21 protein-coding genes are annotated in these 26751 nt (G+C 48.0%); 3 read left to right on the forward strand and 18 right to left on the reverse strand.

Annotated elements, in window-relative coordinates; genetic code table 11:
- Positions 1–11: 11 nt before the first annotated feature.
- From QNI08_RS10335 to QNI08_RS10355, 5 genes are all read right to left on the reverse strand, one after another.
- The gene (locus QNI08_RS10335) at positions 12–800 is read right to left on the reverse strand and encodes an ABC transporter permease (protein ID WP_285767340.1); all 789 of its coding nucleotides are present in this window, start codon (positions 798–800) and stop codon (positions 12–14) included.
- 6 nt (positions 801–806) lie between these two features.
- The gene (locus tag QNI08_RS10340) at positions 807–1628 is read right to left on the reverse strand and encodes an ABC transporter permease (RefSeq protein ID WP_285767341.1); all 822 of its coding nucleotides are present in this window, start codon (positions 1626–1628) and stop codon (positions 807–809) included.
- A 24-nt stretch (positions 1629–1652) separates the two neighbouring features.
- Positions 1653–2582 (reverse strand): nucleoside hydrolase, encoded by a 930-nt coding sequence (locus QNI08_RS10345; RefSeq protein WP_285767342.1) that lies wholly within the window; start codon positions 2580–2582, stop codon positions 1653–1655.
- A 21-nt stretch (positions 2583–2603) separates the two neighbouring features.
- Positions 2604–3650 carry an ABC transporter substrate-binding protein gene (locus QNI08_RS10350; protein ID WP_285767343.1) on the reverse strand — a complete coding sequence of 349 codons (1047 nt, stop codon included), beginning with the start codon at positions 3648–3650 and terminating at the stop codon, positions 2604–2606.
- Positions 3651–3842: 192 nt separating this feature from the next.
- Complete coding sequence (locus QNI08_RS10355; RefSeq protein ID WP_483313769.1) at positions 3843–4145, reverse strand: DUF2294 domain-containing protein; 303 nt, start codon at positions 4143–4145, stop codon at positions 3843–3845.
- A gap of 448 nt (positions 4146–4593) precedes the next feature.
- Between QNI08_RS10355 and QNI08_RS10360 the strand changes: the two genes are divergently transcribed.
- A complete protein-coding gene (locus QNI08_RS10360) occupies positions 4594–6129 on the forward strand; it encodes a maltose/glucose-specific PTS transporter subunit IIC (protein WP_285767344.1) in 1536 nt (511 codons plus the stop codon).
- Positions 6130–6166: 37 nt separating this feature from the next.
- The gene (locus QNI08_RS10365; RefSeq protein WP_285767345.1) at positions 6167–6856 is read left to right on the forward strand and encodes an N-acetylmannosamine-6-phosphate 2-epimerase; all 690 of its coding nucleotides are present in this window, start codon (positions 6167–6169) and stop codon (positions 6854–6856) included.
- A 225-nt stretch (positions 6857–7081) separates the two neighbouring features.
- On the opposite strand, the gene aspA is transcribed toward QNI08_RS10365, so the two are convergent.
- Complete coding sequence (aspA, locus tag QNI08_RS10370; protein ID WP_285767346.1) at positions 7082–8512, reverse strand: aspartate ammonia-lyase; 1431 nt, start codon at positions 8510–8512, stop codon at positions 7082–7084.
- A gap of 655 nt (positions 8513–9167) precedes the next feature.
- Between aspA and QNI08_RS10375 the strand changes: the two genes are divergently transcribed.
- Positions 9168–10010 carry a MurR/RpiR family transcriptional regulator gene (locus tag QNI08_RS10375; RefSeq protein WP_285767347.1) on the forward strand — a complete coding sequence of 281 codons (843 nt, stop codon included), beginning with the start codon at positions 9168–9170 and terminating at the stop codon, positions 10008–10010.
- A 54-nt stretch (positions 10011–10064) separates the two neighbouring features.
- On the opposite strand, the gene QNI08_RS10380 is transcribed toward QNI08_RS10375, so the two are convergent.
- The 12 genes from QNI08_RS10380 to QNI08_RS10435 form a co-directional block, all read right to left on the reverse strand.
- Positions 10065–11618 carry a SagB family peptide dehydrogenase gene (locus QNI08_RS10380; protein ID WP_285767348.1) on the reverse strand — a complete coding sequence of 518 codons (1554 nt, stop codon included), beginning with the start codon at positions 11616–11618 and terminating at the stop codon, positions 10065–10067.
- Positions 11619–11641: 23 nt separating this feature from the next.
- Positions 11642–13585 (reverse strand): TOMM precursor leader peptide-binding protein, encoded by a 1944-nt coding sequence (locus QNI08_RS10385; protein WP_285767349.1) that lies wholly within the window; start codon positions 13583–13585, stop codon positions 11642–11644.
- The gene (locus QNI08_RS10390) at positions 13582–15516 is read right to left on the reverse strand and encodes a putative thiazole-containing bacteriocin maturation protein (protein WP_285767350.1); all 1935 of its coding nucleotides are present in this window, start codon (positions 15514–15516) and stop codon (positions 13582–13584) included. Before QNI08_RS10390 ends, QNI08_RS10385 begins: the two co-directional genes overlap by 4 nt.
- A gap of 147 nt (positions 15517–15663) precedes the next feature.
- Complete coding sequence (locus tag QNI08_RS10395) at positions 15664–15921, reverse strand: heterocycloanthracin/sonorensin family bacteriocin (protein ID WP_285767351.1); 258 nt, start codon at positions 15919–15921, stop codon at positions 15664–15666.
- A 207-nt stretch (positions 15922–16128) separates the two neighbouring features.
- Positions 16129–17424 carry a uracil/xanthine transporter gene (locus QNI08_RS10400; RefSeq protein WP_285767352.1) on the reverse strand — a complete coding sequence of 432 codons (1296 nt, stop codon included), beginning with the start codon at positions 17422–17424 and terminating at the stop codon, positions 16129–16131.
- Between the two features lie 426 nt (positions 17425–17850).
- Entirely contained in the window at positions 17851–19104 is a 1254-nt protein-coding gene (locus QNI08_RS10405; RefSeq protein ID WP_285767353.1) for an amidohydrolase, read from the reverse strand.
- Between the two features lie 28 nt (positions 19105–19132).
- Positions 19133–20377 carry an amidohydrolase gene (locus QNI08_RS10410; protein WP_285767354.1) on the reverse strand — a complete coding sequence of 415 codons (1245 nt, stop codon included), beginning with the start codon at positions 20375–20377 and terminating at the stop codon, positions 19133–19135.
- Positions 20378–20401: 24 nt separating this feature from the next.
- Positions 20402–21649, reverse strand: coding sequence for an amidohydrolase family protein (locus QNI08_RS10415; RefSeq protein ID WP_285767355.1), 1248 nt, complete (start codon positions 21647–21649; stop codon positions 20402–20404).
- 102 nt (positions 21650–21751) lie between these two features.
- Positions 21752–21946: a hypothetical protein gene (locus QNI08_RS10420; RefSeq protein WP_285767356.1), complete on the reverse strand. Its 195-nt coding sequence runs from the start codon at positions 21944–21946 to the stop codon at positions 21752–21754.
- A 116-nt stretch (positions 21947–22062) separates the two neighbouring features.
- On the reverse strand, positions 22063–23628 hold the full coding sequence (locus tag QNI08_RS10425; protein WP_285767357.1) for a glutathione ABC transporter substrate-binding protein: 1566 nt from the start codon (positions 23626–23628) through the stop codon (positions 22063–22065).
- Positions 23629–23733: 105 nt separating this feature from the next.
- A complete protein-coding gene (locus QNI08_RS10430) occupies positions 23734–25212 on the reverse strand; it encodes a chlorohydrolase family protein (protein WP_285767358.1) in 1479 nt (492 codons plus the stop codon).
- Complete coding sequence (locus QNI08_RS10435; protein WP_285767359.1) at positions 25196–26722, reverse strand: amidohydrolase family protein; 1527 nt, start codon at positions 26720–26722, stop codon at positions 25196–25198. The genes QNI08_RS10430 and QNI08_RS10435 overlap by 17 nt, the downstream gene beginning before the upstream one ends.
- Positions 26723–26751: the final 29 nt, after the last annotated feature.

The raw sequence follows: 26751 nt of genomic DNA on the forward strand, positions 1-26751 counted from the left end.
CATTACCTCCTTTATCGTTTTGTGAAATAAGACAAGCCCATGAGCCGTTCTACCATGAACATGAAGAAAGCCGTTATGAACATGAGCAATACGGATATGGCCGAAATGGTTGGATCAAAGTAGTTCTCTACATACGTCAGCATCTGGATCGGGAACGTGCTGACACCCGGTCCCGTCATATATACGGAAATGTCTACATTATTGAAGGATTCCAAGAAGGCAATCATCACGGCTGCCAGGATTCCTGATTTTATATTCGGGAGGACGACCGTGAAGAATGTCCCCAGCTTACTTGCCCCGAGACTCTCGGCCGCTTCTTCAATGGAAAAGTCGAAGTTCGACAAACTAGAAGAAATCACGCGGATGATGAACGGCAGCATGATGACTGTATGTCCGACAAACAGGGCCGCATAAATCGGAAGCTGATACGTTCCTACAATATAGCGCAAAAACGCAAAGCCAAGCACGATGCCCGGAACCAAGATCGGCGAAACGAAAACCGCATTGATGACGGATTTCCCTTTGAACTCGACCCTGCTTAATGCATAGGCAGCCGGCACTCCAAGTAACAGCGCCAAAAGGTTGCCTCCCAATGAAACAAGGATGGACGTTTTAAACGCGACCAAAAACATTTCGACATGGAAAATATTTTCATACCATCTTAAAGAAAGCTCTTCTGGCGGGAACTTCAAAATATTTCCGCCTTCGAATGATGTAACCGATATGATCAGCAAAGGCCCTAGTAAAAAAAGAAACACCAGGAGAGTAAACAGGCCCAAGCCTCGATTTTTTTCCTGCATACACCTCTACCCCTTCGGATTTAATTTTTTCGCCAAACCATTCATGATCGAGATGATAAGGACGGTTACGGCAATCATGATCGTCGCGACGATCGATGCCACCTGCCATTCATTCAACGTAATGGCATTTTGATAAAGAAATGTTGAAATCACGCGCTGCTTGCCGCCTAATAAAGCCGGCGTCGTATAAGCCGTGAAGCTTCCTACAAAAACCAGGATGCTGCCGATGACCAAGCCTGGAACGGATAGCGGGATGACCACCTTTGAAAATACGGCCAGCCGTGAAGCTCCAAGGCTCTCCGCCGCCTTCAATAAATCGGTCTCGATGTTTTCCATCACACCCACCAGCGTCACGATGATCAAAGGCAGGAATAAATGGACCAATCCGATGATGATTGCCGTCGGCGTGTATAATATGTCCAGCGGCTTTTCGATCAGGCCGATACTCAAGAGCACTTTATTCACCACGCCGTTTTTACCGATGATCACCATCCAGCTGAATGAGCGGACGACCGGGCTCGTCAAGAGCGGAAAAATCGTCAGCAAGAGCATGATCGCTTTTTTTCTTTGTTTCAGTTTCGAAATATAATAGGCTGCTGGAAAACCTAAGAGAATGCAAAGGATCGTCGTGAACAGACTCACCCTAAGTGTCGTGAGCAGGATTTCGACAAAGTATCGATCTTTGAAAAAGTCGAGATATCCTTGTATCGAAAAACCGTGGTCATTGATGAATGTCGTTCCGATCGTCAGAAAGATGGGAATGATCATGAAAACCGTCAAAAAAAGTAATCCTGGCAACAGCAGCAGGTATAGATAGCGTTTTTTCACCTCGGAGCCCCCTGTTCGTTTGATTTATGAATTGATGATGCGAATGAACAGGTCGAAAAACGCTTCTGCATTGACATCCAGACAGACATGCGCATTCGCTGGCTTCATCAGCCGGTTCTGAAAATCGCAAATCATCTGTCCATCACAAATCTCACTTTTTGTTTCTATATCCACATAATATTCTTTGGTCATGACAAGATCTTTTTGCAAGGCGACGCCAACCGCCAAAGGGTCATGCATCGCACAGGCCCAAACACCATTACGTTCAAAATACCTTTTGCGATAGTCTGTGGTGCTTTCACTTATATAGCCGGCAAGTGCTTCGTCTTGAAGCGATTGGATATGCTCCTCGCCCAGCAGCACCTTTCTTGTGACATCAAGACCGACCTGTGTGATCGATCGGAACCCGGCATGCAGGACGATCTTGGCTGCTTCCGGATCGACGAATGCGTTATATTCGGAGGTCGGCGTGACATTGCCGCCCCCTTGTACAACTCCGCCCATGAAAATGACTTCTTTCACAAGCTGGGTGATTTGCGGACATTTTTTCACCGCTAGTGCCAAATTCGTAAGCGGTCCTGTCATGATCAGCGTCACGTCTTCAGGAAAGTTCAAAATGGAATTGATGATGAAATCGGCTGCAAACCCCTCATCCGGCTGTTTTGTAACCGGGACATTGGCGAGCGCGCCACCAATCCCATCCTCCCCATGGATCCTATGTTCAAAAAAGGAAGGCCTGATAAGGGGGGCATCCGCGCCCTTTATGACGGAAATGTCTTGCTCGCCGAGCATATCGAGTATTTTACATGTGTTGAGTGTCGCGGTATCAAGCGATACATTGCCGTTAACGGTGGTGATTGCCAATATGTCGAATTGACGGCTTTTGACAGCAAGAATGATCCCGATTGCGTCATCTATCCCAGTATCTACATCGAGAATCAATTTTTTCTTCATCGATCCAACCTCTTTCCATTGTTAGTGTGCAAGCTCACGATTCCAGCGATCGATCCATTGCTTCGAGCTTTCATTGACGAACTTCATGTCCAGGACACGCAGGCTGTTAATGACGTCATCCCCATACGTTAAGCCTGTCGCCTCTTTTTCGGACAGCTTCACTTCCGTATTGACAGGAGAATCGATTTTCGCCTTGGCTGATTTTTCCTGTACTTCCTTGCTTAAGATGTAGTTCATGAACTCTGCGGCCAATTCTTTTTGGTCGCTGGCTTTTACGATATTGACCGTATTCATGACTGCGTATCCGCCTTCTTTCGGAGCGATGAACTTCGCATTCGGCACGGCTTCCTTCAAATCACCGAAATACATTTCCATGATCGGTCCAGCCGCAATCTCCCCTTGTGAGAACATGTTGACGAATTCTGATGTTTGGCCGTACTCTTTTACGGCATTCGGCATGATCTTTTTCATTTGGGCAAAGGCTTTATCTTCATTGAATTCCTTACTTCCGCTTACATTCGAAGCGGCATCCAAAAACATCGGGCCAGTCGTTGAAGTGATTGATGGAATCGTGATTTTCCCTTTTAAATCCTTGCTCCAAAGATCTTTCCAGGAAGAAATCGGTGCAGACACTTCATCGGGATTATAGGCAATGCCGAATTGGGCAATCGTATAGGCCGGACCATAGTCGGCGCCATTCGGAGCCTTCGCTTGGTCGTAGATATGCTTCATGTTCGGAACCTTTGCAGCATCGATTTTCTCGAATAGGCCTTCATCGATGCCCTGCTGTGCATAATAATCGGATAAGTAGATGACATCCACGTCACTATTTGCCTGGCGAACCTTGTTCAGGCGATCTGCATTGTTTCCTGAATCGACGACGATCTTAACATTATGTTCCTTTTCAAAAGGCGCGTAGACCTCAGGACGGAAGAAATCATCGGCAAATCCCCACGTGGAGACGACTAGTTTGGCCGGTTTCCCCTTTCCTTCCTCCTTCGAGGAGCATGCGGCTAAAACGAGTGTGAACACTGAAATCATCATGAATAAGCTAATTATTTTTTTCATCTTCGAAACCTCCAATTTGATATTGTATAAAATTCCCTTTTTACTGCTTTACATGTAAAAAAAGACAATCTTAAATAGAATTTACATTCTACCCAAGATTGTCTTTTCTTTGTAAACAAAGATAAAACTTATCATTCGGTGCATTCGCGGCGTTCGCTCCAGATGAATCCGGAGCGAAATCCAACTATGGGATTATATTTTTTCCTTCAATACAATATTGGTGAATGCCAGCTGCGTCGCCGAGTCATAATCCCTCAGGACCGCTTCAATTTCCCAATCCGTTTGTATTTCCAGCTTTTGTCTCAATTTCTTTTTATAAAGCAGTGACATATGAAAATCAACCTCCTGCTTCAGATTGGGAACTTCCCCCTCCAAAGCTTGAGAGCGTGGTGCACGGCGATGTTTGGCCTGAAATGTGATTACATTCAGTTCAACGGTAACCTTGAGCACCGTCGTACCAAAACCGAACAATTCCTTCGATACCTCATTATACATATGAGAAAGCAATTTCTTCGTTTCATTAGAGTTTATCGGTAAGATGACTATCACCTGCCAAACTTTGATTTGAGGTAATTATATATACTTTTTTTGAATTGCACAAGATAATATTCGGTTTTGATATAAAAAAATGTTCAATTTTATTAAAAACGCCCATTTAACAACCAATAACCGAATTATACCAGGGAGTTGGTGACGATCCTTCACTATATTCATATAACTTTATAGTGAGGCATCCATTCATTTCGCGCAATTTTTCCTCCGTTTGTTTCCGGGCGCGTAGTGGCGTTGAAAATTTTTTCAGAGAAATCTATCTCTTATTGAAAACAATTGATATCTCTTTGCCGCTTATTGAAAACGCTTTTATCGGGAATTAATATACAAGTATAGCTCAGCTAAAAATAAAGAAGGGCATGGGCCCCATTGAATAAGGGAGGAATGTTTTATGAAGAAAGCTTTTGAGAAAGCGCAGCAGTTCGGTAAGTCTTTTATGCTCCCGATTGCCGTTTTACCGGCGGCCGGATTATTGCTGGGAATTGGCGGTGCTCTTTCCAATCCTAATACAGTTGAGGCGTATCCATTTTTGGATTTTGCCTGGCTCCAAGCCATATTCACGATCATGAGCTCTGCAGGAAGCATCGTTTTTGCCAACCTGCCTGTCATTTTTGCCGTAGGTGTCGCTGTAGGGCTGGCGCGCTCGGATAAAGGAACCGCTGCCTTGGCAGCCATGATCGGCTACTTCGTAATGAACAGTTCGATCAATGCTTTGCTTCAAATAACCGGGGAGCTTGCCAAGGACAATTTGGCAGGTGCCGGACAGGGGATGGCTGTTGGGATCCAAACACTGGAGACTGGCGTTTTCGGCGGGATCATAGTCGGGATCACCGCGGCATTATTGCATAATAAATATAATAAAATCCAGCTTCCTCAAGTATTGGGATTCTTCGGCGGTTCACGTTTCATCCCGATCGTCGTTTCCTTCGCATCGATCCTGGTCGGCGCCGTATTGTTTGTCGTATGGCCTTACTTCCAGCTTTTCATTAATCAGCTTGGCGCACTCGTAACAAGCACAGGGACGATCGGAACCTTCTTTTATGGGTTCATTTTACGGATGCTCGGACCATTGGGGCTGCACCATATATTCTATCTGCCTTTCTGGCAAACAGCTTTAGGCGGAACGATGGAGATCAAAGGCCAGATTGTAAGCGGTACGCAGAATATCTTCTTCGCCCAATTGGCCGATCCAACCACGACCAAGTACTATGAAGGTGTTTCCCGGTTCATGTCCGGGCGTTTCATCACGATGATGTTTGGTTTGCCGGGAGCGGCATTGGCCATCTATCATTGTGCTAAGCCTAAAAACAAGAAGGTAGTGGCCGGTTTGCTTCTTTCAGCAGCCTTGACATCCTTCTTAACAGGGATTACCGAGCCGCTTGAATTCAGTTTCTTATTCGTCGCTCCTATCCTTTATGTTATTCATGCTATATTCGATGGCTTGGCTTTCATGATGGCGGATATTTTCAATATCACAATCGGCCAAACCTTCTCTGGGGGATTCATCGATTTCACCTTATTCGGGATCCTGCAAGGAATCAGTAAAACAAATTGGGTGTATGTCCTTCTGGTAGGTATCCCTTGGTTCTTCCTTTACTACTTCACGTTCAAGTTTTTGATCAGGAAAAAGAACTTAAAGGTCGTTGGCCGTGAAGATGAGGAACAAGCCCCGTCACAGCAAGTAGCTGCTTCAGAAAGAACCGAGACCATCGTCGCGGGCTTGGGCGGACAGGAAAACATCGAAATCGTCGATTGCTGTGCAACTCGTTTGCGTGTCACGGTAAAGGACGAATCATTGGTAAAAGAAGACGTCATCAAGCAGACCGGTTCAAAGGGTGTCGTCAAACAAGGTAAAGGGATTCAAATCGTTTACGGACCGCAAGTTACGATCATCAAAAATGAAGTCGAAGAGTACTTGGGTAACTAAGGCGTACAGATAGACAAATGATAAAGGAGTGTTACACATGCAAAATGTGCTGGATACCATTCACAAAGGATTGATTGTATCATGTCAGGCATTGGAGAATGAGCCTCTGCACAGCTCGTTCATCATGGGGCGCATGGCCATTGCCGCCAAGGAGGGCGGGGCGAAATGCATTCGCGCTAACTCTGTAGCGGATATCATCGAGATTAAGAAAAATGTCGACCTGCCAGTGATAGGAATCATTAAACAGGTATATGGACAAAACGATGTCTATATCACCCCTACAATGGCGGAAATCGATGCATTGATGGAAACGAAAGCAGAAATCATCGCGACCGATGCGACAGCGCGTGTACGGCCGGATGGCAAAACGTTAAAACAGTTTTACGAGGAAATCCGGGCAAAATATCCAGATGTCCTGCTCATGGCTGATGTATCCTCCAAAGAGGAGGCCATTTACGCCAACCAGTTAGGATTCGATATTGTCGCGCCAACCTTATATGGCTATACGGATGAAACGAGCGGTGAGAAAATCTATCACGATGATTATGCCGTGCTGAAAGAAATCGTAAATGCCGTGAAAAAGGCAAAGGTGATTGCTGAAGGAAATGTCATCACCCCGGAAATCGCGCGTTCAGTATTGGATATGAACGTACATGCAGTAGTAGTCGGGGGCGCCATTACCCGTCCGCAGCAAATCACGAAAAGATTCGTCGATGCGATTCAATGATTTTAGCTTCATGGCACACTTTTAACTTAAAAAACGCTCAACAAAGAGATGGTATGATTCACACTCATACCATCTCTTTTTTGCATGCAACCATTTCCTGCCTAACAAGACAGTTGATGATGGCTGCACCAGCAAAAGCGCACTGCCAGCTTCCCAGGGGCTTTGCTAGAAAAAAAAAGAACTATGCCTCTAACTCGAAAGGCATAGTTCTTATAGAAAATCGGTTTATTCGCGATCGAAAAGAGAAGCACCCGCTATCCCAGGCTTCGTCATCTCGTATGGATTCAGGATCAGATCCAATTCTTCTGCCGTCAGTACATCATACTGCAGGCAAAGCTCGCGCACGGATTTGCCTTTTAAGATCGCTTCACGGGCGATCCGAGAAACGACTTCATATCCGAGATGCGGATTGACAGCCGTGATCACTCCCACGCTTTTTTCGACATATTCTTTCAAATGTTCCTCATTCGCTTCGATGCCTGCCAAGCAATAATCGGTGAATACATTGAAGGCATTGTTCATGATTGAGATCGATTGCAATAAATTGAATACGAGTACAGGCTCCATTACGTTCAATTCCAATTGCCCTGCTTCTGATGCCAGGCAGATCGTATTATCATTGCCGATGACCTGGAAGGCCACTTGGTTGATCAATTCGGGCATGACCGGATTCACTTTACCAGGCATGATCGAAGAACCGGGCTGACGTGCCGGAAGCGTGATTTCGGCTAACCCCGCTCTTGGTCCTGAAGCCATCAAACGCAAGTCGTTCGCGATTTTTGACATGTTCATCATACATACCTTCAACGCGGCTGACACTTCCGTATATGCATCCGTGTTTTGTGTGCCATCCACTAAATGCTCGGCCCCGACAAGCGGCATGTCACTGATTTCAGCCAAATACTTGACAACATTTTCGATATAGCGCGGATCTGCATTCAAACCAGTTCCAACTGCTGTTGCTCCCATATTCACTTCATATAAATGCTGACGCGATTGGCTGATCCTTTTTATATCCCGTTCCAGCACGCGGCTGTATGCCTCGAATTCTTGGCCGAGACGGATAGGCACGGCATCCTGAAGGTGGGTACGGCCCATTTTGATAACATGATCGAATTGCTTCGCTTTCGCCTTAAAGACGGATCCCATCTTCGCCATCGTTTCCAGTAATTGCTCCAATAAGCGCAATGTCGAAATATGAATGGCCGTCGGGAAGACGTCATTGGTCGACTGTGACATGTTCACATGGCTGTTCGGACTGACTTTGCTATAATCGCCTTTATCGTGTCCCATCAATTCGATGGCCCGATTGGCAACGATTTCATTTATGTTCATATTCATCGATGTTCCGGCGCCGCCCTGAATTGGATCGACGATGAAATATTCATGCCATTTACCTTCGATCACTTCATCGGAAGCTTTAACGATATTGTTCCCAATGCCCTCATACAAACGTTTTGTATCCATGTTGGCTAATGCGGCCGCTTTTTTTATCATCGCCAAGGCACGAATCATTTCTTCATTGACCTTGTATCCTGTAATCGGAAAATTTTCTACAGCGCGTAAAGTTTGAATTCCATAATACACATTTGCTGGAATGGCCTTTTCACCAAGAAAGTCTTTCTCAATTCGGATTGTTTTCTCATCTATCATCATTACACTTGATCCCCCATGTTTTAACAAAGTAATTTTTTTACTTTCACCATTTTTGTGTATCACATCAGTTTTGGAACGATTGGCCCCAATGTCATCTAACCAGGAACGAGCCGTAGTTTCTGTCGCTCCCGATCCCCTACCATCCTGTAGTTTGGACAACAGATATGCAACACTCCCCTTACTTCATCCATTTCACAAAATGTTTTCCATGGAATAATATAACACCCCTTCATTCACTTTGAAATCAATCTTTTCCCATGATCGTAAAGCAAAGGAATCTTGACTCCATCAACGGGGTGAACCTTACCAATCCAACATTTGCCCACTCCCATCGATGGATTCTTGGAGGAATGGACAATCCCATTATACTAGATTTTTTAATTTTATATAGGAATAGTTTTTTTCTCTCGGAAGCGGCACTGAAAATTATGTATTTCCGAGTTTCTTTTCATTCCCGGCCACTGGATTGGCTGATTTCCATTAGAATATCTTCCTACAACTTCATTGTTTTGTCCAGTCCAATAAAAACGCTTCCAAGAGATACGGCAAATTTACTTGTCAATCTCCGGCATTTAAGGATATCGGTTATTGACGTCCTTAATGGATACATTAAACTATACATAACATTATATTTTGCCTAAAAGCGGGTGGTCATTTGGAATATTTAGCAGAAAACCTCATATACGGCATTGAGTGCAGTATGAGTAAGTTCACCAAAACGGAAGAAGAGCTAGCCAACTATATTCTGCAGCATCCTGAGGAAATGAGTCAGTTAACCATTAGTCAAATTGCCAAAAAGCTGCATATTTCCCCGGCAACGATAACTCGTTTTTGCCAAAAGCTATCTTTTTCCGGGTTCAATCAGTTTAAGCATGAGTTAAAACGATTCGTCGACCTCCGGAATACGCCAAAACATATGAAGGATTTGAAGCAGGTCGATTATTTCGCGAAATTATATCAGGACCATATGAACATCATCGATCATACCTTCCATATAACCTCTTATGAGGACATCCAAAAAGCGGTATCTTTCCTTACCAAGGCAAAAAAGATACATGTCTATGGAATAGGCAGTTCAGGTATAGCTGCTCATGAATTCAAATCGAAGTTTTTCAGGATCGGCCTGTTTGTCGAGGCGATAACCGATCCCCATCAGGCGATGATGGATGCAGCCTTAAGCAACCCGGAAAGTGTGGTCATTGGCATTTCGATCAGCGGCGCAACGAAGGAGGTCATTCGCGCAGTGAAAATCGCCAAAAAGCAAGGCTCGCATATCTTGGTTTTTACAGGCGATAAACATTCCGAGCTTTCACAGCTGAGTGATCTCACGCTTTTGGTCACGAGCAAAAACAGCATGCATATGGGACAGAACATTTCTCCCTTGCTGCCGCTCTTATTGCTTTTTGACTTACTTTATACCGAATTGGTTTCAAAGGATTATAAGAACAGGATAAGCATCAGGGAAAAAACCTTGCAGGTATTAACGGACACACACTAATTACTAATGAACGAAGGCCGCCATTTCCATAAAGGGATGGCGGCCTTCGTTTGTTCAGCAATGCAGTCCCCCCTTTAGCCACGGGCGATTGCGATACGCTCCGATGGGGACTTGGATCAAACTCGTCTTCCCTTGGGACCCTCCTATTTTATAAAGCTCATCACACATATTGACGTCGAACCCGAGAAGCGGGTGCCCATTCATTCCCAGGGCAGCTGCCGCAAGCAATATACGCTGGACAAGCATTCCTGCCTCCATTTGCTGGATTCGGTATCCCCTATATCCAAGCTGCGGTTTGAAGTAATGGCGATCACCCGCCACATGGATGCAGATCGGCACCTGCTGGAAATTCAAGACATCCAAGGACATTCCGCACTGTAATCGAAGCCGATGATCTCCTGGCCGTATCAGCCTTAATGAATGTGTCGTCCCTTCATACAGGTAGGCGCCATCCTCCAAGTCTTCCACATTATATAAGCTGGCATAGATGGTGACCCTGTGTTCGCCGTCTTCATTCAGGTCATTTTGATAAGTGAACGAAGCCGTTGCCTCTTGAAGGAGAAGGGCCAGCCGCTCTTGACTTACCTTTCCTAAAGTGAAGTCCATTTCAGGAGAAAATCGCTTTTTGCAAACCGATGCCAAATCATAGGACAATCTCTTCACGATAGGGAGGTCGATCACCTGTCCCTCGCCCCCTGCTTCCTCCCTTGCTTCAAGCGGGCGAATCGCTCCACTCGATTCGATCATCGACGCTCGATTCATTTTCGTTAACAATGGGAATTCCTTGATCACAAGCGATCGAACATAGTGCTCCGGCTTTATTTTTGGCAATTCCAGGCATAAGCTTGCCGCTGTGGCATCCCTCCCTGACTTGTCATCTGTCAGGTTTGCTGGTTGCTTCGATAAGGCGATCATCGCATAGGTGCTTTCTTCCTCCTCCGATAGTCCAAGAAGCTGATTGAGGGCACGATCCAGGAATTGAAAGCACACTCTCGTGTTCATGCCGAACCGTTTGGCCACCTCCAGCAGCTGGCCGATGAGCACGCCGGCGTCGAGACCTTGGAGCCGGTATGAGAAATTATTATACTTATAGAAATTTTTCCAGAACATCGTCGAGACAAATACGGCGCCAAAACAAGCGGAGATGTTGCAGTGATCACCGAGGGCCTTGCTTAAAAAGGAATCAAAATTCCCTTCCCGCAACAGCACCAAACGATGGTGAGCTGCATCATAATGGTAGACGCCGGCCGGGAAATCCCCCGTCTTCAAGTACACGTACAGCTCACTTGGATACAGCGCCCCGCCTGAAGGCGGAAAACGGCGGAAGGACTGCATCAGGTCATCAGGTCCAGAGGCTCTCTGTGTTTGACTGATTTGGGTAAGGCCATAGGCATACCAGAGCAAATGACCGATTTTGCTTTCGTGAAACTTCGAAAATCTGGCGGAACCATCCAAGGCGAGCGGAACCTCCAGCGATAATGGGTATTGCGGCAAGCCACGGTAGAGCTTGAATGTTAGCGGTGCATCCTCCCAATCCACTTCCCAATCTGGCGGACTTGCCTTTTCAATATCAACATGCAAATTATGCAGAAATGCATCTAAACTCATCGCCCTGCCTCCTTGGTCACCCATTATGGGAACGGATGCGGATGCGGGTTGAGCTGTTCGAATTCAAGCGGCCGTTTTATATATCCAAGTTCCATTGGAACCCTGAGTACCCGCTCAAGTCCTGTCACCCGTGTAAGATGATGGCCGAATGTCATCGGCAGCATTCCCGGAATCAGCACCTTCACGCAATGTAATCCATTCTGCCGAATTTCAGGCGTCGTCTGATCGATTACGATCACCTCGAGATTCAAGCGGCGAAGCTCCTGGAGGATGCCCAGCAGATCATCAGTCAAGTCCTGATGCTTCTCCTTTTGCGGGAATTCTTCAGCAAACGTCCGCATCGGGCGATCCTGTTTCAATAAAAAATCCAATCGCGATTCCGCTTGCGGCAGACCGTACAGGATGCTGTGGTCATCCATCTTCCGTACGAGGGAGGAGTCCCGGAACATTTTCTCGAGTTCCTCCTTGTCTTGCTCCAGCTTCTCGTCAAGGGTCAGCATCATGCCGGCCAGCTCGAAAATCGCGCTTTTCACCGCCCGGACCGGGTCAAGGTGGGCCCCTGCAGCACATATGAGATTCAGCCCTTTTTCCTTCCTGTTTTTAGCCAGTGCCCACACACTTGGAATACCATGCTCCATCGTCGAATTGAACAGGTGGATATCATATCCGGCCGCCGCCCTTGCCCGGTCGATCATCAATTCCAGCTCTTTATCGTTTGCCGAATATGGATCGATCCGGTTCAGCGGCAGCTGTGCATACCATGTCATCAGGAACGAATCCCGTTCCGCCACCTCCATGATCCCGTAAAAAATCGCTTCCTCCAAACTGCCGCCAAGGGCGCACCCATTGGAGGTTTCATAGACGAAGCCATTGCCACAGCCCAGACTGTAATAGGAAAGCAGCTCCGGAACCAAAATCGGCTGCTCTTGAAGGAACGAATATCCCCATACCCAATCCATCGAGCGGTCAGGATCGAATGGTTGAAACGGAAAATCTGGCTGTGCATAATTCTCCTGCTCGTGTACGCCTACCTTGACCGGATCTAGCGCTCGATCTTTCAAATTGTTGTAGCTGTCATGCACCACGGTCCTCTTGCCGTGCGGCTCCATTCCGCAATACCGCTCAAGTCCCTCCAATATGGCCGTCATCTCGCTTGCCGCATAGGAAAGCGTCCGCCCAGCCGTCCCCTCATCGCCGATGAACAAAGGCAAATTAACACTCACATCGGCAAAGGGCGGAATGAGGTCGATCATTTTACTATTGAGGAAACCCATGCGAGTCCCCAAATAATCCCGGGCCAGCACTTTTCCCAAGTCCTCCATGGAACGGGTACGGTAGCTATCGGGACTGATTTTCGGGCTTGACTGCAAAGATATCCTTGCCTGATTCATCGAGTCATCCGGCAATGGGCTGCAGACTGGGCACAATGGGTCTGGCAAAAACGAATGCCACGAGCCATTGAGCGTTTTCAGATTGATGAATGCCGCATGCCCCTCTGAACGGGGCTCATTGCCGCTCATCACCTTCCTTACTTCTTCCCCGATCAAATGCGACATCTGCAACAAACCTAAGCGTGACGCCGCGGCATCCCGGCCGATCCCTCCATTTTCCTGGAGCTGCTTTTTGATGCCCCACATTTCCTTGCGGTCACGCCCTGCCATGAGCTGCCTTAGATCTGCACATTGGGAGCAGCCGGGAATGCCCGCTCGCACCAGCGGGCCGACCACACCCTCTCCAAATGATACGAACCCCCGCAGCCACGGTATGTTACGTGAGTTTAACAGCTCTTCCGCCCTCAGATGCACCGAGGGATCCCAGGCATCCTGCAGGACCAGGACCAAAGCGGTCGCTTGCGGTATTTCTGCCGCGAAATCGGCTTGGCGCTTGACCTTGAATGTACCGGATAGGTCGCGATGTACATGGTCCGCCAATAGGCCCTCCCCGACAACCACTACGTCAGCATTCACCCTGATCCCCCCTCTCGCAAAAACACCCCAAACACGCCTGCCAAATCTTCCTTCATGACAGGCTCGGTTTCCACTTCAAAAACGAAAATCCGCTTACCTCCCTTTTCGGCGACTTGCCGTGCGGCGCGTATCAGCTCGGAAGTCGCTGCCGCGGCACACGAAGGAATCACCAGGTCCTCCGCTTCGCTTTGTGGATCGGATGATGAAGCGCTATCCGAGGCTGTAAGGCAAGTGGTTTGGTTTTGAACCTTCATGACGGCCTTTTTCAACGCCTCCCGCAATCCGAGCGTGATATTCAAACCGACAGCACCCGACCAGCCATCGCCCGTTCCTACCCAAACCGCCGGAAAACCGGACACATCACTGCCAAGCCCGATGATCGGCTCACCCTGCAAACGGGTCAGTGCTTGTAAATAATATGTGCAGCGCTCATCCTTCACCTCAGCCAGCCGCACCGGAACCACTGCTTCACGGTTGAACTTCCGGTTCGCAAATTCCGCATCCAAACAGTTTTGCAATCCTCGGCACACACATTCGGCAAACGTTTCCCCTGTCCCCACTCCTATCGGTTCCTTTATGTCACCAAAGCCATTCAAGCGGGGGAGCGTCTGAAGGTGCTGGCTGAGCGTTCGAGTCACATAAGCCTCAATTCCCGAAAGTCCTGTCTCCCGCCTCGCTTCCTCATGGGTCAGTTCAGAACGAATGATATCCGGCAAAAGCGGTGCCGGGCCGGCGGACAACGGATCGGCAACCTGGACGCGGCATTGGGCGAGCGGTAGCTGTTTGAGGTCCCCCTCCTCCCAACTATGGAAAATCCCTGATTGCTTGGAGGTCAGCCTGCCAAAAAGCATGAACAGTTGACCTGGCTTCCCCTCGCTTGCTGCTTGGCCGAGGCGCCTTTCGAAATCCGGTACCCATTTGGCGTCCCCCTGACCCGTCACCCCTGGATGCGGCAGGAACGGATGCCATCCTCCTTCCAATGTTTCCATATCCAACAGGTAGAATTGGTTATCTTGTTCTGCTGTCGTCACACCTGCGGTCTTTTTGAACCACTCGAATACCATTACATTTGCCAGCATCGCCCCGGCTGTGGAGGAAGAAGAAGCGGATTCGCCCTTCCCATCGAACACCGTTTGATGCAGGCGTTGCCATGCCGACTCCCAGCAGCCCGTGGATTGCGGACTGACTAGCGGACCTGCCAGGCCCACTTGATCGAGGACCACTGCCGGGAATAGCACCTTCCCTTCCTTCCTGCAAATCGAATGGAGCTCCCTCAATTCCTCTATATCGCCCTCCTGTGATACATATAATACCGAATCGAATGGCTGGATCACTTCCTGCCATCCCTTTTCAGCAGGCACTACCTCCTCTATCGCCACTTCATCATCGATGCTGCGCGCATGTGCTATTACTTCCTCTAAACGCTGCTTATTCGTTCGTACCGTATCCGTGATGAAAATGTGAAATTTCGGCAGACCGGATTCCAACAGCGCAGCTACTAATGAAAGGAAGAGCGGTCCGGAGCCGATGGCCAGCGCTTTTTCTTTTCGGTAAGCTTGAAAGCGGCTGGCTCCCGAGTCACCGAAACTTTCGAGAAACTCGATTTGGGAGGCATAGGCAATCAATACCTGATCGCTCAATTGATGGGGGCGGTCCTGACTTACATCCCGAACGAATCCATTCCTGTACAAAACCTCGGCAATTTCCATGACGCGGCTCCGGTATGGTCCGGGTAATCCATCCGTCAGCTCACGTAACGAATGGTCCCCGTTGAACATCGGCAACAGCTTTTCGATCCACTGGACAATTGTGCTTCCTTCCATACGGAATGAACTGGTATTATTCCTGAAATATACACCTTTGTTTGGTTCAGGGAAGAAAAACGTGTCCCTTTTCACTTTCAATCGCATAGAAGGGGTCAACTTGACCATTTTGCACCTCCTGACCCGAAGCTCTTTCAAGTTCTGCTTCTAATCACTTCCCTTTCATCCTATGTATGACAATTTGTCTCTTATGTCTAAACCACAAAGAAAAGTCCCTGCCATGACCCGGCAGAGACCCTTACCATACCTGGACGATTAACGTCCGCCACAACCGCCGCAACGCCCGCCGCAGCCACCGCAGCCACCGCACCGTCCGCCGCAGCCGCCACAGCGTCCCCCGCAGCCGCCGCAGCCAAAGCAGCCAAAGCACAAGAAACAGCCGAAGCAGCCAACGCCAATTAGTCGGGAATCCTCCATGGAATACTGTGGCTGACTTTGTTCCCACGGAACTGGCTGGCTAACTTGGAAATCGTCAACGTTCAGCATTTGAAGCTGATTTTGAAACTCATTCATTTATATAACCTCCATATTTTTCATTAATAAGGTAATGATCGGTAAGGGAAAGAAATAGGCTGGGAATCTGACCACGTCAAGTACTCCCTCCAACAAAATATGTAAAGGGAGTTGGTATTGCCACTGATTCAAACGCCTATTTTCACCACATCGCCGGGCCTGAAAAAACAAAAAACCAGAAGGCTGGAATCCTTCTGGTTTCTCCAATTAATTCTGCAATTGTTCAAAACGCTTCCAGTTCACCGATTTCTCCAGCACGATCGAAATCAATACACCCATGATAAGCCCATTCGTTAAAAAGGGCTGCAAGAGCGTCGGAACATTCGCGAAGGCACCGGGCAGGACATTCATCAAGCTAACACCGATCAACACGGGAACGGCAAGCCTGAAAATCGTGTCAGAAGTGAAATACTGGCCCTTGACGCTGTTAAAGGCCGTGCCGAACAATTGAAGGTATGCAACGAACAAGACGGCGTTCCCGACGGTGATTGGCATCGTGGCCAGGAAAGATATAAAAGGAGGAATCAGTCCAATTATCGTCAACAGCACTCCTCCAAGCAAAAACGGTCTCCGCTCATAAATCTGGGTGCTTTGCAGGAATCCGATCGACGAGGTGAAAGGCGTATAAGGAACAAGACCAAGCAAAGGCGATAAAATGGTGAAACCGCCCGTCATGAATATCGATTTCCGATATTGATTATCCGTTCCTTCCTCTCCCAATAGCTCTGAAGCAGCTTGGATCGAAGCGAAGGTATTGCACAAATTCAGTAATCCGGCAAAAAAAGCAATCGCTATGATACCGAGTTCCAGGTTTGGCATACCTAACGGGAATAATGAAAATGAGGCAACAGCCGAGGCCGATTCCGCCCCTGTCGATGGAAATAGCAGTGCATGAAAAATCCAACCGACAATGATCCCGATCAATATCGAGAAATTACTAATCGTCCTTGGTCCTTTTATCTTCAATATACTGACCAACAAGACAATCCCCAAGGAAAGGAAACTGACCGGGATGTTAACCTGCCCTGCATCCGTAATTCCAAGCATCCCTTTAAAGAAGACAAAGATGAGCTGGAAGGTCAGGAGAAAGAGGTAAACGGTCATCACCATGGGGGTGAAAATCTTCTGAACGTATGAGATCAGGTTGAAGGCTGCAAGGAGCATGGTCACGACGCCAGCCGCAAGGAGACCAGTCGCTATCCCCCCTCCTACCTCAGCAAACCCGAGACCGATGGATGGCGCAGATAACCCGAGGTTGAGCATCACGCCCCACAACAGGCCGGAATGCCCCTCCATGATCGGGTATTTATGCCCCTTCCAGCCTTGGATCACGCAGGCAATCCCCGTGAAAACGAGCGAGCTCCTCATCGTCATCTCCGTAATGTCGGAAGGAAGATCAAAAGCCGCCCCAATTGATATGGGCACAACCACCGTATTGGCAAAAATAAAAAACAACCATTGAAAAGAAGAAAATAAGGTCACGGAAGAAACCCAACTTTTCATAGCTTCCATCTCCTTTTTGAACATGATACTTTTCAAGCTTATGGTTCATACATGGACCCTTCCATGTCGCTTCCCCCAAAAATGGGCGACCAGAAACCCATGCTACTAAACGTAAACACAAGTGCTTCTGCACATGCAAAAACTGTGGGCAATGGCATCCAAGCCCCTTTAGTTTGGAATATAAGGAGCATGGTTAACCGGTCCTTTTAGTGAAATCATCTTCCATTTCATTTCGTTTACAGCTATAGGGTCATGATGGTCGAAACTGCTTAACCATGAAAGCAAAGAAAATATTACTTTTCAAGCATATAACACAAGTACGTAAAAGTACACGAGATTGAAACGGATGACAAACACGCCCGCTGAGTGTTTCCAGACACAAAATGAAAAAGGAAATCCGGACGTATCCAGAAATCCTTTTTGGGGTCAGCCCTTTATATCATTGGGCAATTTTTGTTCGTTTAGTGAACCGGAAACGATGCTTCCATTATATATGACCGCTCTCCGCTCAGATCTTCTGGCTATTGCCTCGGCAGTACAGCTGGCATCAACGAGCACCAGGCTTGCCGCATCCCCAACCTTCGGCCATACTTGTTCCCCTTGTTCATTTAACGGTGTTTTTCCGCCGGTTATGTACCCCAATGTTCGGGACAAGGCCACTTCATCCACCCATTTGAAGCGTTCGGCGAGCCTGCCAGCTCTCTCCAGGATGTCCCCATTCCCAAGCGGTGACCATACATCGAAGATATTATCATTCCCGACAGATACCTCAACGCCTCTTTCATGCAATACATCGACGGGCGGCATTTGTCTATTGATGGGCACGCTTGTGACAATCGAAACCCCTGCATCCCTCAGGGTGTCAGCCAGGTCATACGCTTCAGCCTTTGACACGTCTCCAATGCCGAATGCATGGCTGACGGCTACCCTGTCCTCCCAGCCTGCTTGCTTAGTCAAAGCTGCCAAACGTTTCATCGTGAACGTACCAAGGTGGCCGGGATCATGTAAATGCAAGTCAACATCGGCATTCGCCTCCACCGCTAAATCCATCATTTGCACGAGTGATGCTTCAATATCCTGATCGATCGTGGCCGGATCGACTGCCCCCACGATTCCCGCTCCATTGCGCAAAGCCTCCCTGACAAGCTGGACGGAATTCGATCGCAGCAGGCCATGCTGGGCAAAGGCGACGATTTCCGAGCTGAGGCGGTTGGAATAGGTTTCCAAGGCCTGCTGCACTTGCTTAAGGTTTTGCAGTCCTACTTCAGGATAAATATCGACATGGGTCCGTATATGGGTCGACCCGGAAGCTAAAAGCACTCCCAACAATGATTCAGCCCGCTTTCGTGTGCTTGTTTCAATGGTAGGCAGCACTTTTTTTTCATTTTCAAAGCGCTCGATGACACTTGAAGAAGGCGTGCACGCTCTCCATACATCCCCCATCAAGGTCTTATCAAGATGTACATGCTTTTCAATGAACGAGGGGAGCACAAGCAATCCTTTTGCATCCTCCGCCGGCACATCATTTGGGGTCGGCTCTCCATCCTTGACAATCCTCATGATTTTCCCGTCATCGATCAACAGATGAAATAGGCCGGTTATGGTTCCTGTCACTATGCCTTTCTCTTTTTGGTACCCGCATTCCAGCCGTGCATTCTTCAACCAAAAGATATGTTCCATCCTTCTCATCCTTTCTTAACCTTCCATTCTATACCAACGTCGTTTCCCTGTTCAAACCACCGTAAATCAGGCTCCCGCCGGAAATGACCGCTGCCCTTCTCGATCTTCTTGCCACTGCCTCGGCGGAGCATGATGCCTCCACCAATACCATGCTTGCCTCATCGCCAATCTTCGGCCAGGAACGATTTCCTTCACGATCCAGAGTCTTGATGCCTCCTGTGATGTATTGGAGCGATTGAGACAATGAATATTCATCCTTCCATTTGTACCTCTCGGCTAACCGGCCTGCCTTTTCCAGCATATCGCCTGTGCCGAATGGAGACCAGGAGTCATAAAACCCATCACAGCCAAGAGCCACCTGAACACCTTTTTCATGCAGAACATCGATTCGCGGCATGACCCGGTTGATCGGCACCGTAGACATGATCGAAATTCCCAGGCTTGCCAATTCATCGGCCATATCAGCAGATTCTTCAACCGAAACATCACCAAGTGCAAAAGCATGGCTGATGGCCGCCCGATTTTTCCATCCCGCTTCATCGATCAAGGAGGCAAATTTCTTGATCGTATAAAACCCAAGGTGCCCCGGATCATGCAGATGCATATCAATATCTGCATCAAATTCCACAGCTATGTTCATCATTTCATCTAGCGAGGCTTCAATATTCTGATCGATTCCGCCCGGATCTAAGCCGCCCACAATCGATGCCCCCGCTTTCATCGCTTGCCTCATCAACCCGGCCGAATTTGTCCGGAGCAGACCGTGCTGGGGAAAAGCCACGATTTCATGTGTCATTTTGCCTTTGAAGCGGTCTAATGCTTTTTGCACTTCTTCCAAGTTCTCCAACCCAATATAAGGATCGACATTCACATGAGTCCGGACATGTGTCGCGCCCCCTTGCAGCAAAAGCTGGAGCATTTGTTCCGCACGATGCTGCCCGGTCCGTGCCAAGTCGGCAAGCTCCGCCGCTTCCAGGCTCAATCGTTCCGTTAAATTCTGCACAGGTGTGCATGATTTCCATGGAAGTCCTAAATAGGTTTTGTCCAGATGGTTATGCATCTCTTTAAAAGGAGGAAGAGCAAGCAGCTTGTTGGCATCTTGTACGGGCAAATCCGTCTGCAAAGGCACGCCTTGAGCCACTTGCAATTCTGCAATCACCCCATCGCTGATCCGGATATGGTATACAGCCGTCTCCGTTCCCTCGATTCGTCCATCCTCATAAACATATCCGCCCTCAAGCGTAACGTTGGCTAGCCAGTATCCTTTATCCATTACATCACTCTCTTTAATAGAAGATTAAACATTCGTCGCCTCAAAAGCTGAAATCGACCCGCTGACGACATTGCCCCTGAAGATGACAGCGGCCCGCTTCGCTCTTCTAGCCACTGCTTCTGCCGAACAGCTTGCTTTTAGCAGGACGATGTTCGCCTCATCGCCAACATTAGGCCAGGTTCTGACGCCTTCCCCGTTCAATGCGGTCGTTCCCCCTGTTATGTGCTGCAGGCTGCTTGCCAAGGACCGTTCTTCAATCATGCGGAACCGCTCGGCAAGGCGGCCGACCTTTTCCAGATTGTCACCGATCCCGAATGGCGTCCAATGATCCGTGATGCTGTCATTGCCCAGTTCGACCTTCACTCCTTTTTCACGGAGCAGCGGGATCGGGATCGTTCTGAAGATCGGCACCGTGGAGGTAATCGAAATGCCGAGTTCCGAAAATCTCTCCGCTATTCCCGTCGCCTCCGGAACCGAAAGATCTGCCAACCCGCTGGCGTGGCTCACTGTCACCCTGCCCTGCCATCCCGCCTCTTCCGTCATCGAAGCTAGCCGCTGCATGGTGAATAGTCCAAGCTGATCCGGATCATGAAGGTGAACATCAATATCGGAATTCGATTCGACCGCAATATCCATGATCGTATCAAGCGATTTCTCGATATTTTCGTCAATGGTCGCAGGGTCGACACCGCCTACAAGGTTGGCCCCATTTTTCATGGCCTCCCTTATCAGCCCGACGGAATTGGAGCGTAAAAGGCCGTGCTGAGGAAAGGCGACGATTTCGTACGTCAATTTGTCTTTGTATCCTTCCAGCGCTTGAATGGTCGCCTCCAAGTTTTTCAGTCCAATTACGGGATCTACATTACAGTGGGTGCGAATATGCGTAGAACCGAAACCGAGTAATAAATCGAGCATTTTTTCCGCTCTTGCCTTGGCGGTAGGCAACAGCTGAGGAAGTAACGCCTGCTCTTCCTCTATCCGCGTTTTCACCCCGTTTACGGCAGGTATGCAAGCCTTCCACGGCCCGCCGTAGTACGTTTTATCGATATGGATATGCATTTCCTTAAACGAAGGAGCCATCAGCAGGCCCCCGGCATCATGCTGGGAATCTTGATCTGGTATAGACTCATTAGCCGATAAAATCGCTGATATCCTCCCATTTTCAATTTTAACGTGATAATTCCTCGCTTCAGTACCGGTGATCACTTCATTTTCATTGTACGTAAAGCCTTCTTCCAACCGAACATTCGTCAACCAATACGATTGTGACAATAAAACTCACCCTTCCCTTACAGATTGAACAAGCATCCCTTTCATTATAAGCATAATGCCTTTAGGATAATTTCAGAATTTTTACTCATTTTTACGTTATTTTTACCTATTCAGTAAATGAAAAAGACTACCCCATTTCGGAGCATTACTCGCGAATTTGGCACTTTTACTCGCCAATTCATCCACTTTACTCGCGAGTTTTGTGCTTTTACTCGCGAATTTAAGCATTGCATCGAATTGGAGGCAGGTGAAAAAAAATGGGCGCGTAACCGCAATTCCATCTTCGTTTTCACACAAAACGGGGACAAGCTAACGTATGCAAGCAAAACAAAAAGGCTTCTGAAGACGGTCTCAGAAGCCTTTTCATCAACAAACCGAGTCCAGCCTATATGGGGGCGGGCCGATTGCTTTCATCACTTTATCGTCACTTCATTAATTTCGAGATAGCCTGATGGGCTGATCGAGAAGCCTTTTACGTCCTTCGCGACAGCAGCCATATTTTCAATGACCCTTACCGGAATATATGGGGTATCCGCCATCTCGATTTCCTGTGCCTCTGCATATAGTTCCTTGCGCTTTTCTTCTACTTTTTCTTTTCTGGCTGCATCTATCAAGTTGTCAACCTTTTGGTTGCTATAAAAGAATGTATTTCCGGCCGCTCCCTGTGAATTCGTATGGAATAGATTGTATTGATTATAATCGGCATCACCTGTCGCATTTCTCCAGCTGATGATGAACATTTCCGATTGCCCTTTATTCACTTGTTCCACGAACGAACCGTACTCCATGACCTGTACCTTCAAGTTGATTCCGATTCCTTTTAGCTGCGATTGCAGGACCTCGGCCAAGTTGACTCTTTCTTTGCTGTCCATCGTGAGGATCGTAGCATTCAAGCCTTTTGAATATCCCGCTTCGGCCATCAGCTTTTTGGCTTCCTTGAGATTATAATCATAGGCTTCCAAGCTTGCATCATAGCCAAACACTTTAGAGCCCATCAAGGAGTTCGCCTTAACTCCGACATTATTGAAGACACCTTTAATGATTGAATCCATTTCAGTGGCATGGGCAATCGCTTTACGGACGCGGACATCATTAAATGGTTCATTCTTGACATTGAACCCCAAATATTCGGTGCCATATCCTTCACTGCGGTAAACATCCATTGCCGCTGATGACTCCACTTGATCCATGACCGCTATCGGAAGCGGCTCCGCGATCTGTGCTTCACCGGTTTCGATCATCGATATCCGGGTCGAATCTTCAGGGACGACCTTGAAAATGACCTTGTCCACTTTTGGCTCATTTCCCCAATAAGCTTTGTTCTTCACCAAGGTGATTTCCTGCCCCGGGGACCATGTATCAAACACGAAAGGACCTGTTCCGCTCGGCTCCTGAATGATCTTCTTGCCATACTTCTCGATCGTTTTCGGGCTGATGATCCCTCCTTCGTGATTCGCCAGGATCGAAAGCAGCGGGGAAAAAGGCTCCTTGAGTTTGAATTGCACCGTATATTCATCAACCGGCTTCACTTCTTGAACCATTTCGAACACGAACGCTCTGGGAGAGGCAACCGCCGGATCCAATAATCGATCGAACGTCTTTTTTACCGCATCTGCATTGAATGGTGTACCATCATGAAACGTTACGTCCTCCCTCAGCTTGAATTCCCAGGTCGTATCATCTATTTGCTTCCACGATTTTGCGAGCATAGGCTGGATGTCGCCATTTTTATCCCTTTGCACAAGTCCTTCATAAATCTTATGGTGCGTGACACTGGCAGCATTGATCGTCGACATGAACTGCTGATCCAGATTCTCGGCATCCGATAAGCGGGCAATGACCAACGTGCCCCCTTCCTTTGCTGCACTGCTTGAATCACTCGCTGTTTTGCTAACGTCATTGTTGGATGAACAGCCTGTCATGAGAATTGCGAAGAATAAAACTAGAATAAGCCTGCCAATGCCAAGATTTACCGCCATGGACCATGACCTCCCGCTTTCATTATTTTAATTATTTATCTAATTATAAGAAATATTCTGACTATTTAGCGTGAATATATTTACGATGTTTTGCAATTTCTTTACTTATTTTGAATGGATCGATTCCACCCTCTTAAATGACGGCTTAAACAGCTGATGCTCGGGAAGCTTCTGATAATCCCTTGCCATATATCCGCTTCTCATCCTATTAAAATATCGTTGTCCCCTAGTTTTGATCTCGTTCAAATCAAGATCAGGAATCCGTTGATCTTTCATGACGGTCCTTCCATTTATGATCGATAAGGTAACGTCCCTCCCGGACCCGCTTACGAACATGGTTCGGATCGGGTCATCGGTCACACCCATATGAAGGCTGTCGAGGCTGATTGCAATGATATCGGCCTTTGCCCCAGGTGCAAGCCGCCCTAAATCACCCCTGCCAAGAAAAGCCGCTGCATCAAGAGTCGCGGACCGAAACAAATCAGCATACGCAGATCCATCCACTTCGTTTTCCGCGATTCGGGAAAGCATGCTGCCTACCCTTACGTTCTGGAACATATCTGGAGGGAATGTATCCGTTCCCAAAGCGATATTGATGCCTGCCCTTTTATATGTAGCGAAGGATTCCAGCGCCTCGCCATGCCTTGCGATGATCAGCGGGCAATGGATCACCGTTGCCTTCGTTTCCTTGAGAAGCGCCAGGTCATCACCCTGGTCATATTTCGCCCGGCTGTATCCTGAAATATAATGGGCGTGAGGAATTCCCGTACTGGGACCAAGGAAACCAAGATCGTACAAATATTGAATCGGTGTCACCTGATGTGCTTTCCATATCGTCTCGAATTCAAAGCTCCCCTGGGCCGCATGAAGCTTGATCGGTATTCCCAATTTATCGCTGTAAGATTTGGTCTGTTTTAAACTAGTTGTTGTTTGGCACTCTATACGTTCCGGGGCAAGCATCCCTCTGACCAGGCCATCATAGGCGCCATCGAATGTTTCGACAAACTCGACCGCCCTGCGCAATCCGGCTTCACCGGCCTTTTCATCCCAATGGAGTTTTACCTTGCCGTTAGGCTGGACGGCCCTGATTCCGGATTGGTAGCTTGATCCCAAGTAAATCCTTAACCCCAGTCCAGCTGCATGCTCCGCCGCAGCTGCCAACTCCTCATAGGTTTCCGCCCAGCTTTTATAAAAAACGGAGGTAATCGGCATCGCCGTCGTAACGCCATGAAGGATGAGCTGGGAATAGGCATACAGGGATTTGAAGGCCTCATCTTCTTTGGACATCCATTCGGGATGGCCGCTTTTGACATACTCCTCCGACCAAAGCAGATTTTTCTGCCTATCGGAGCCAGCCTCGAAATGCAATAAATCATGGTCAATGTCCCCTAAGGCATTCAAGTCGATGAAGCCGGGGCTAAGGATCGCGTTGCCGGCATCCAGCACCTCATCCACTTCTTGCGGATACTTTTTTCCTACATACAAAATCGTATCCCCTTCGTATACGATCTCCGCGTTTTCCAAAATGACATGATCGCAGCCATCATAGCCAATCACATATCTTCCTTTAAGCTTCGTTTTCATTCGCTTCCCCTCCCCGCATTGCCGCAGCGTTTTCCCGTTCGTTATATCTCCTTTCATCGACATAGGCCCTGGCATGTCCCCAGAAATATTTCGTTGGCTTCATATACTTTTCAAGCCCCGCGCGCTTAATCGTCGAAAAGGCTTCTTCATTCGCTTCGTCGAGCACGGTACTTTCATGAACGGTTTGGACCTTCCTCCCCTCCATGATTAATTTCCCATCGACGATGACATGCTCGACATCATTCGCCACTGCTTGGAAAACAAGCCGATGAACATGCATGAATTCAGGAGCCAGATGCGGCTGATGCAAGTTGACCGTGATCACATCCGCTTTCTTCCCCACCTCAAGCGAGCCGAGTTCATCATCCCAGCCAATGCATTTTGCCGCATCGATCGTAATCATTTCCAGCAGTTTTCCTGGCGGCAGATAGTAATAATCCCTAAGGGCCGCCTGGTGAACGAATTGGGTTTTCCTCATCGCCTGGAACATATCAAAGCTAGTCGAAGGCGAGGTCCCATCCGTAGAAATGGCGACCGTTGCACCCATTTCCAATAATTCCGTGATCGGCGTCCGGGCATGGACCTGCCCAAATCCGGGTGAAGCACTGACATTGGTGCCCGTTTCTGCGAGTATCCTTGCCTCATCGAAGGAAATGCCGCGGCAATGCTGTAAATGGACATCCGGACCCAACAGGGCATTCTCTCTATCTTGTACCGCTAAATGAATCATCCCGCCAAAAGCATCGGAATGAATCCTCGTCTCATATTTACGGGCTATTTCCCTGATCCTTTTTGCTTGATGAAGGTCATGATCACTTAGCCCATAAAGTCTGTCAGGAGCTGTAGGGTTGGAAGGGTCAACCGACGTGACGATGACAAATGGGGTAATGAAGGCCCTCGTTCGGTCTTCATTAGCATGATTCAGTGCTTCGATCACCGCTTCCGCTCCCTTTAATACCTCTTCATAGATAACCTCCTTCACGACTCTTTTCCCGTCGACCCACCGGCTGAATGAATGTGGCCATGGCGGGTTGCATGGCCCCGTGCAGACAACCTCCCTCACCCCCACCTCGGCGTAAGCCTTTGCATGATTGATCGCGAAAATCGGGTCATCGGATCGCGGCATCGAGCCTAACACACTCACACCTGTCGTCACGCCCGCCTTCAATCTCTCAAGGGCGGAGAGCTTTCCTTCGTAGTACCAAAAATCATCGGTTACAAAATGCTTATACGTATTCGTCATGATCGGCATCCAAAAATCGATATTCTCCATCGCGATGGTCTTGAACATGGAATGTCCCCCATGCCCATGAACATCGATCAATCCTGGCAAGATGCATTGATGGCTGCAATCAATGACCTTTATTGCTTCATATTTCGATAACAGTTTCTCAGTTACACCCACGTCCAAAATCCGTCCTTCGTTGATGGCGATGGCGCCGTCCGAAAGGATACGTCTGTTGAGATCCATGGTAATCACAGTCCCATGAATGAGCAGCATATCGATCATATTTCCCCTCCTAATCGAGAAGGCAGCAT

It is taken from the genome of Peribacillus folii (genome assembly GCF_030271255.1).
Taxonomy (GTDB): Bacteria; Bacillota; Bacilli; order Bacillales; family DSM-1321; genus Peribacillus.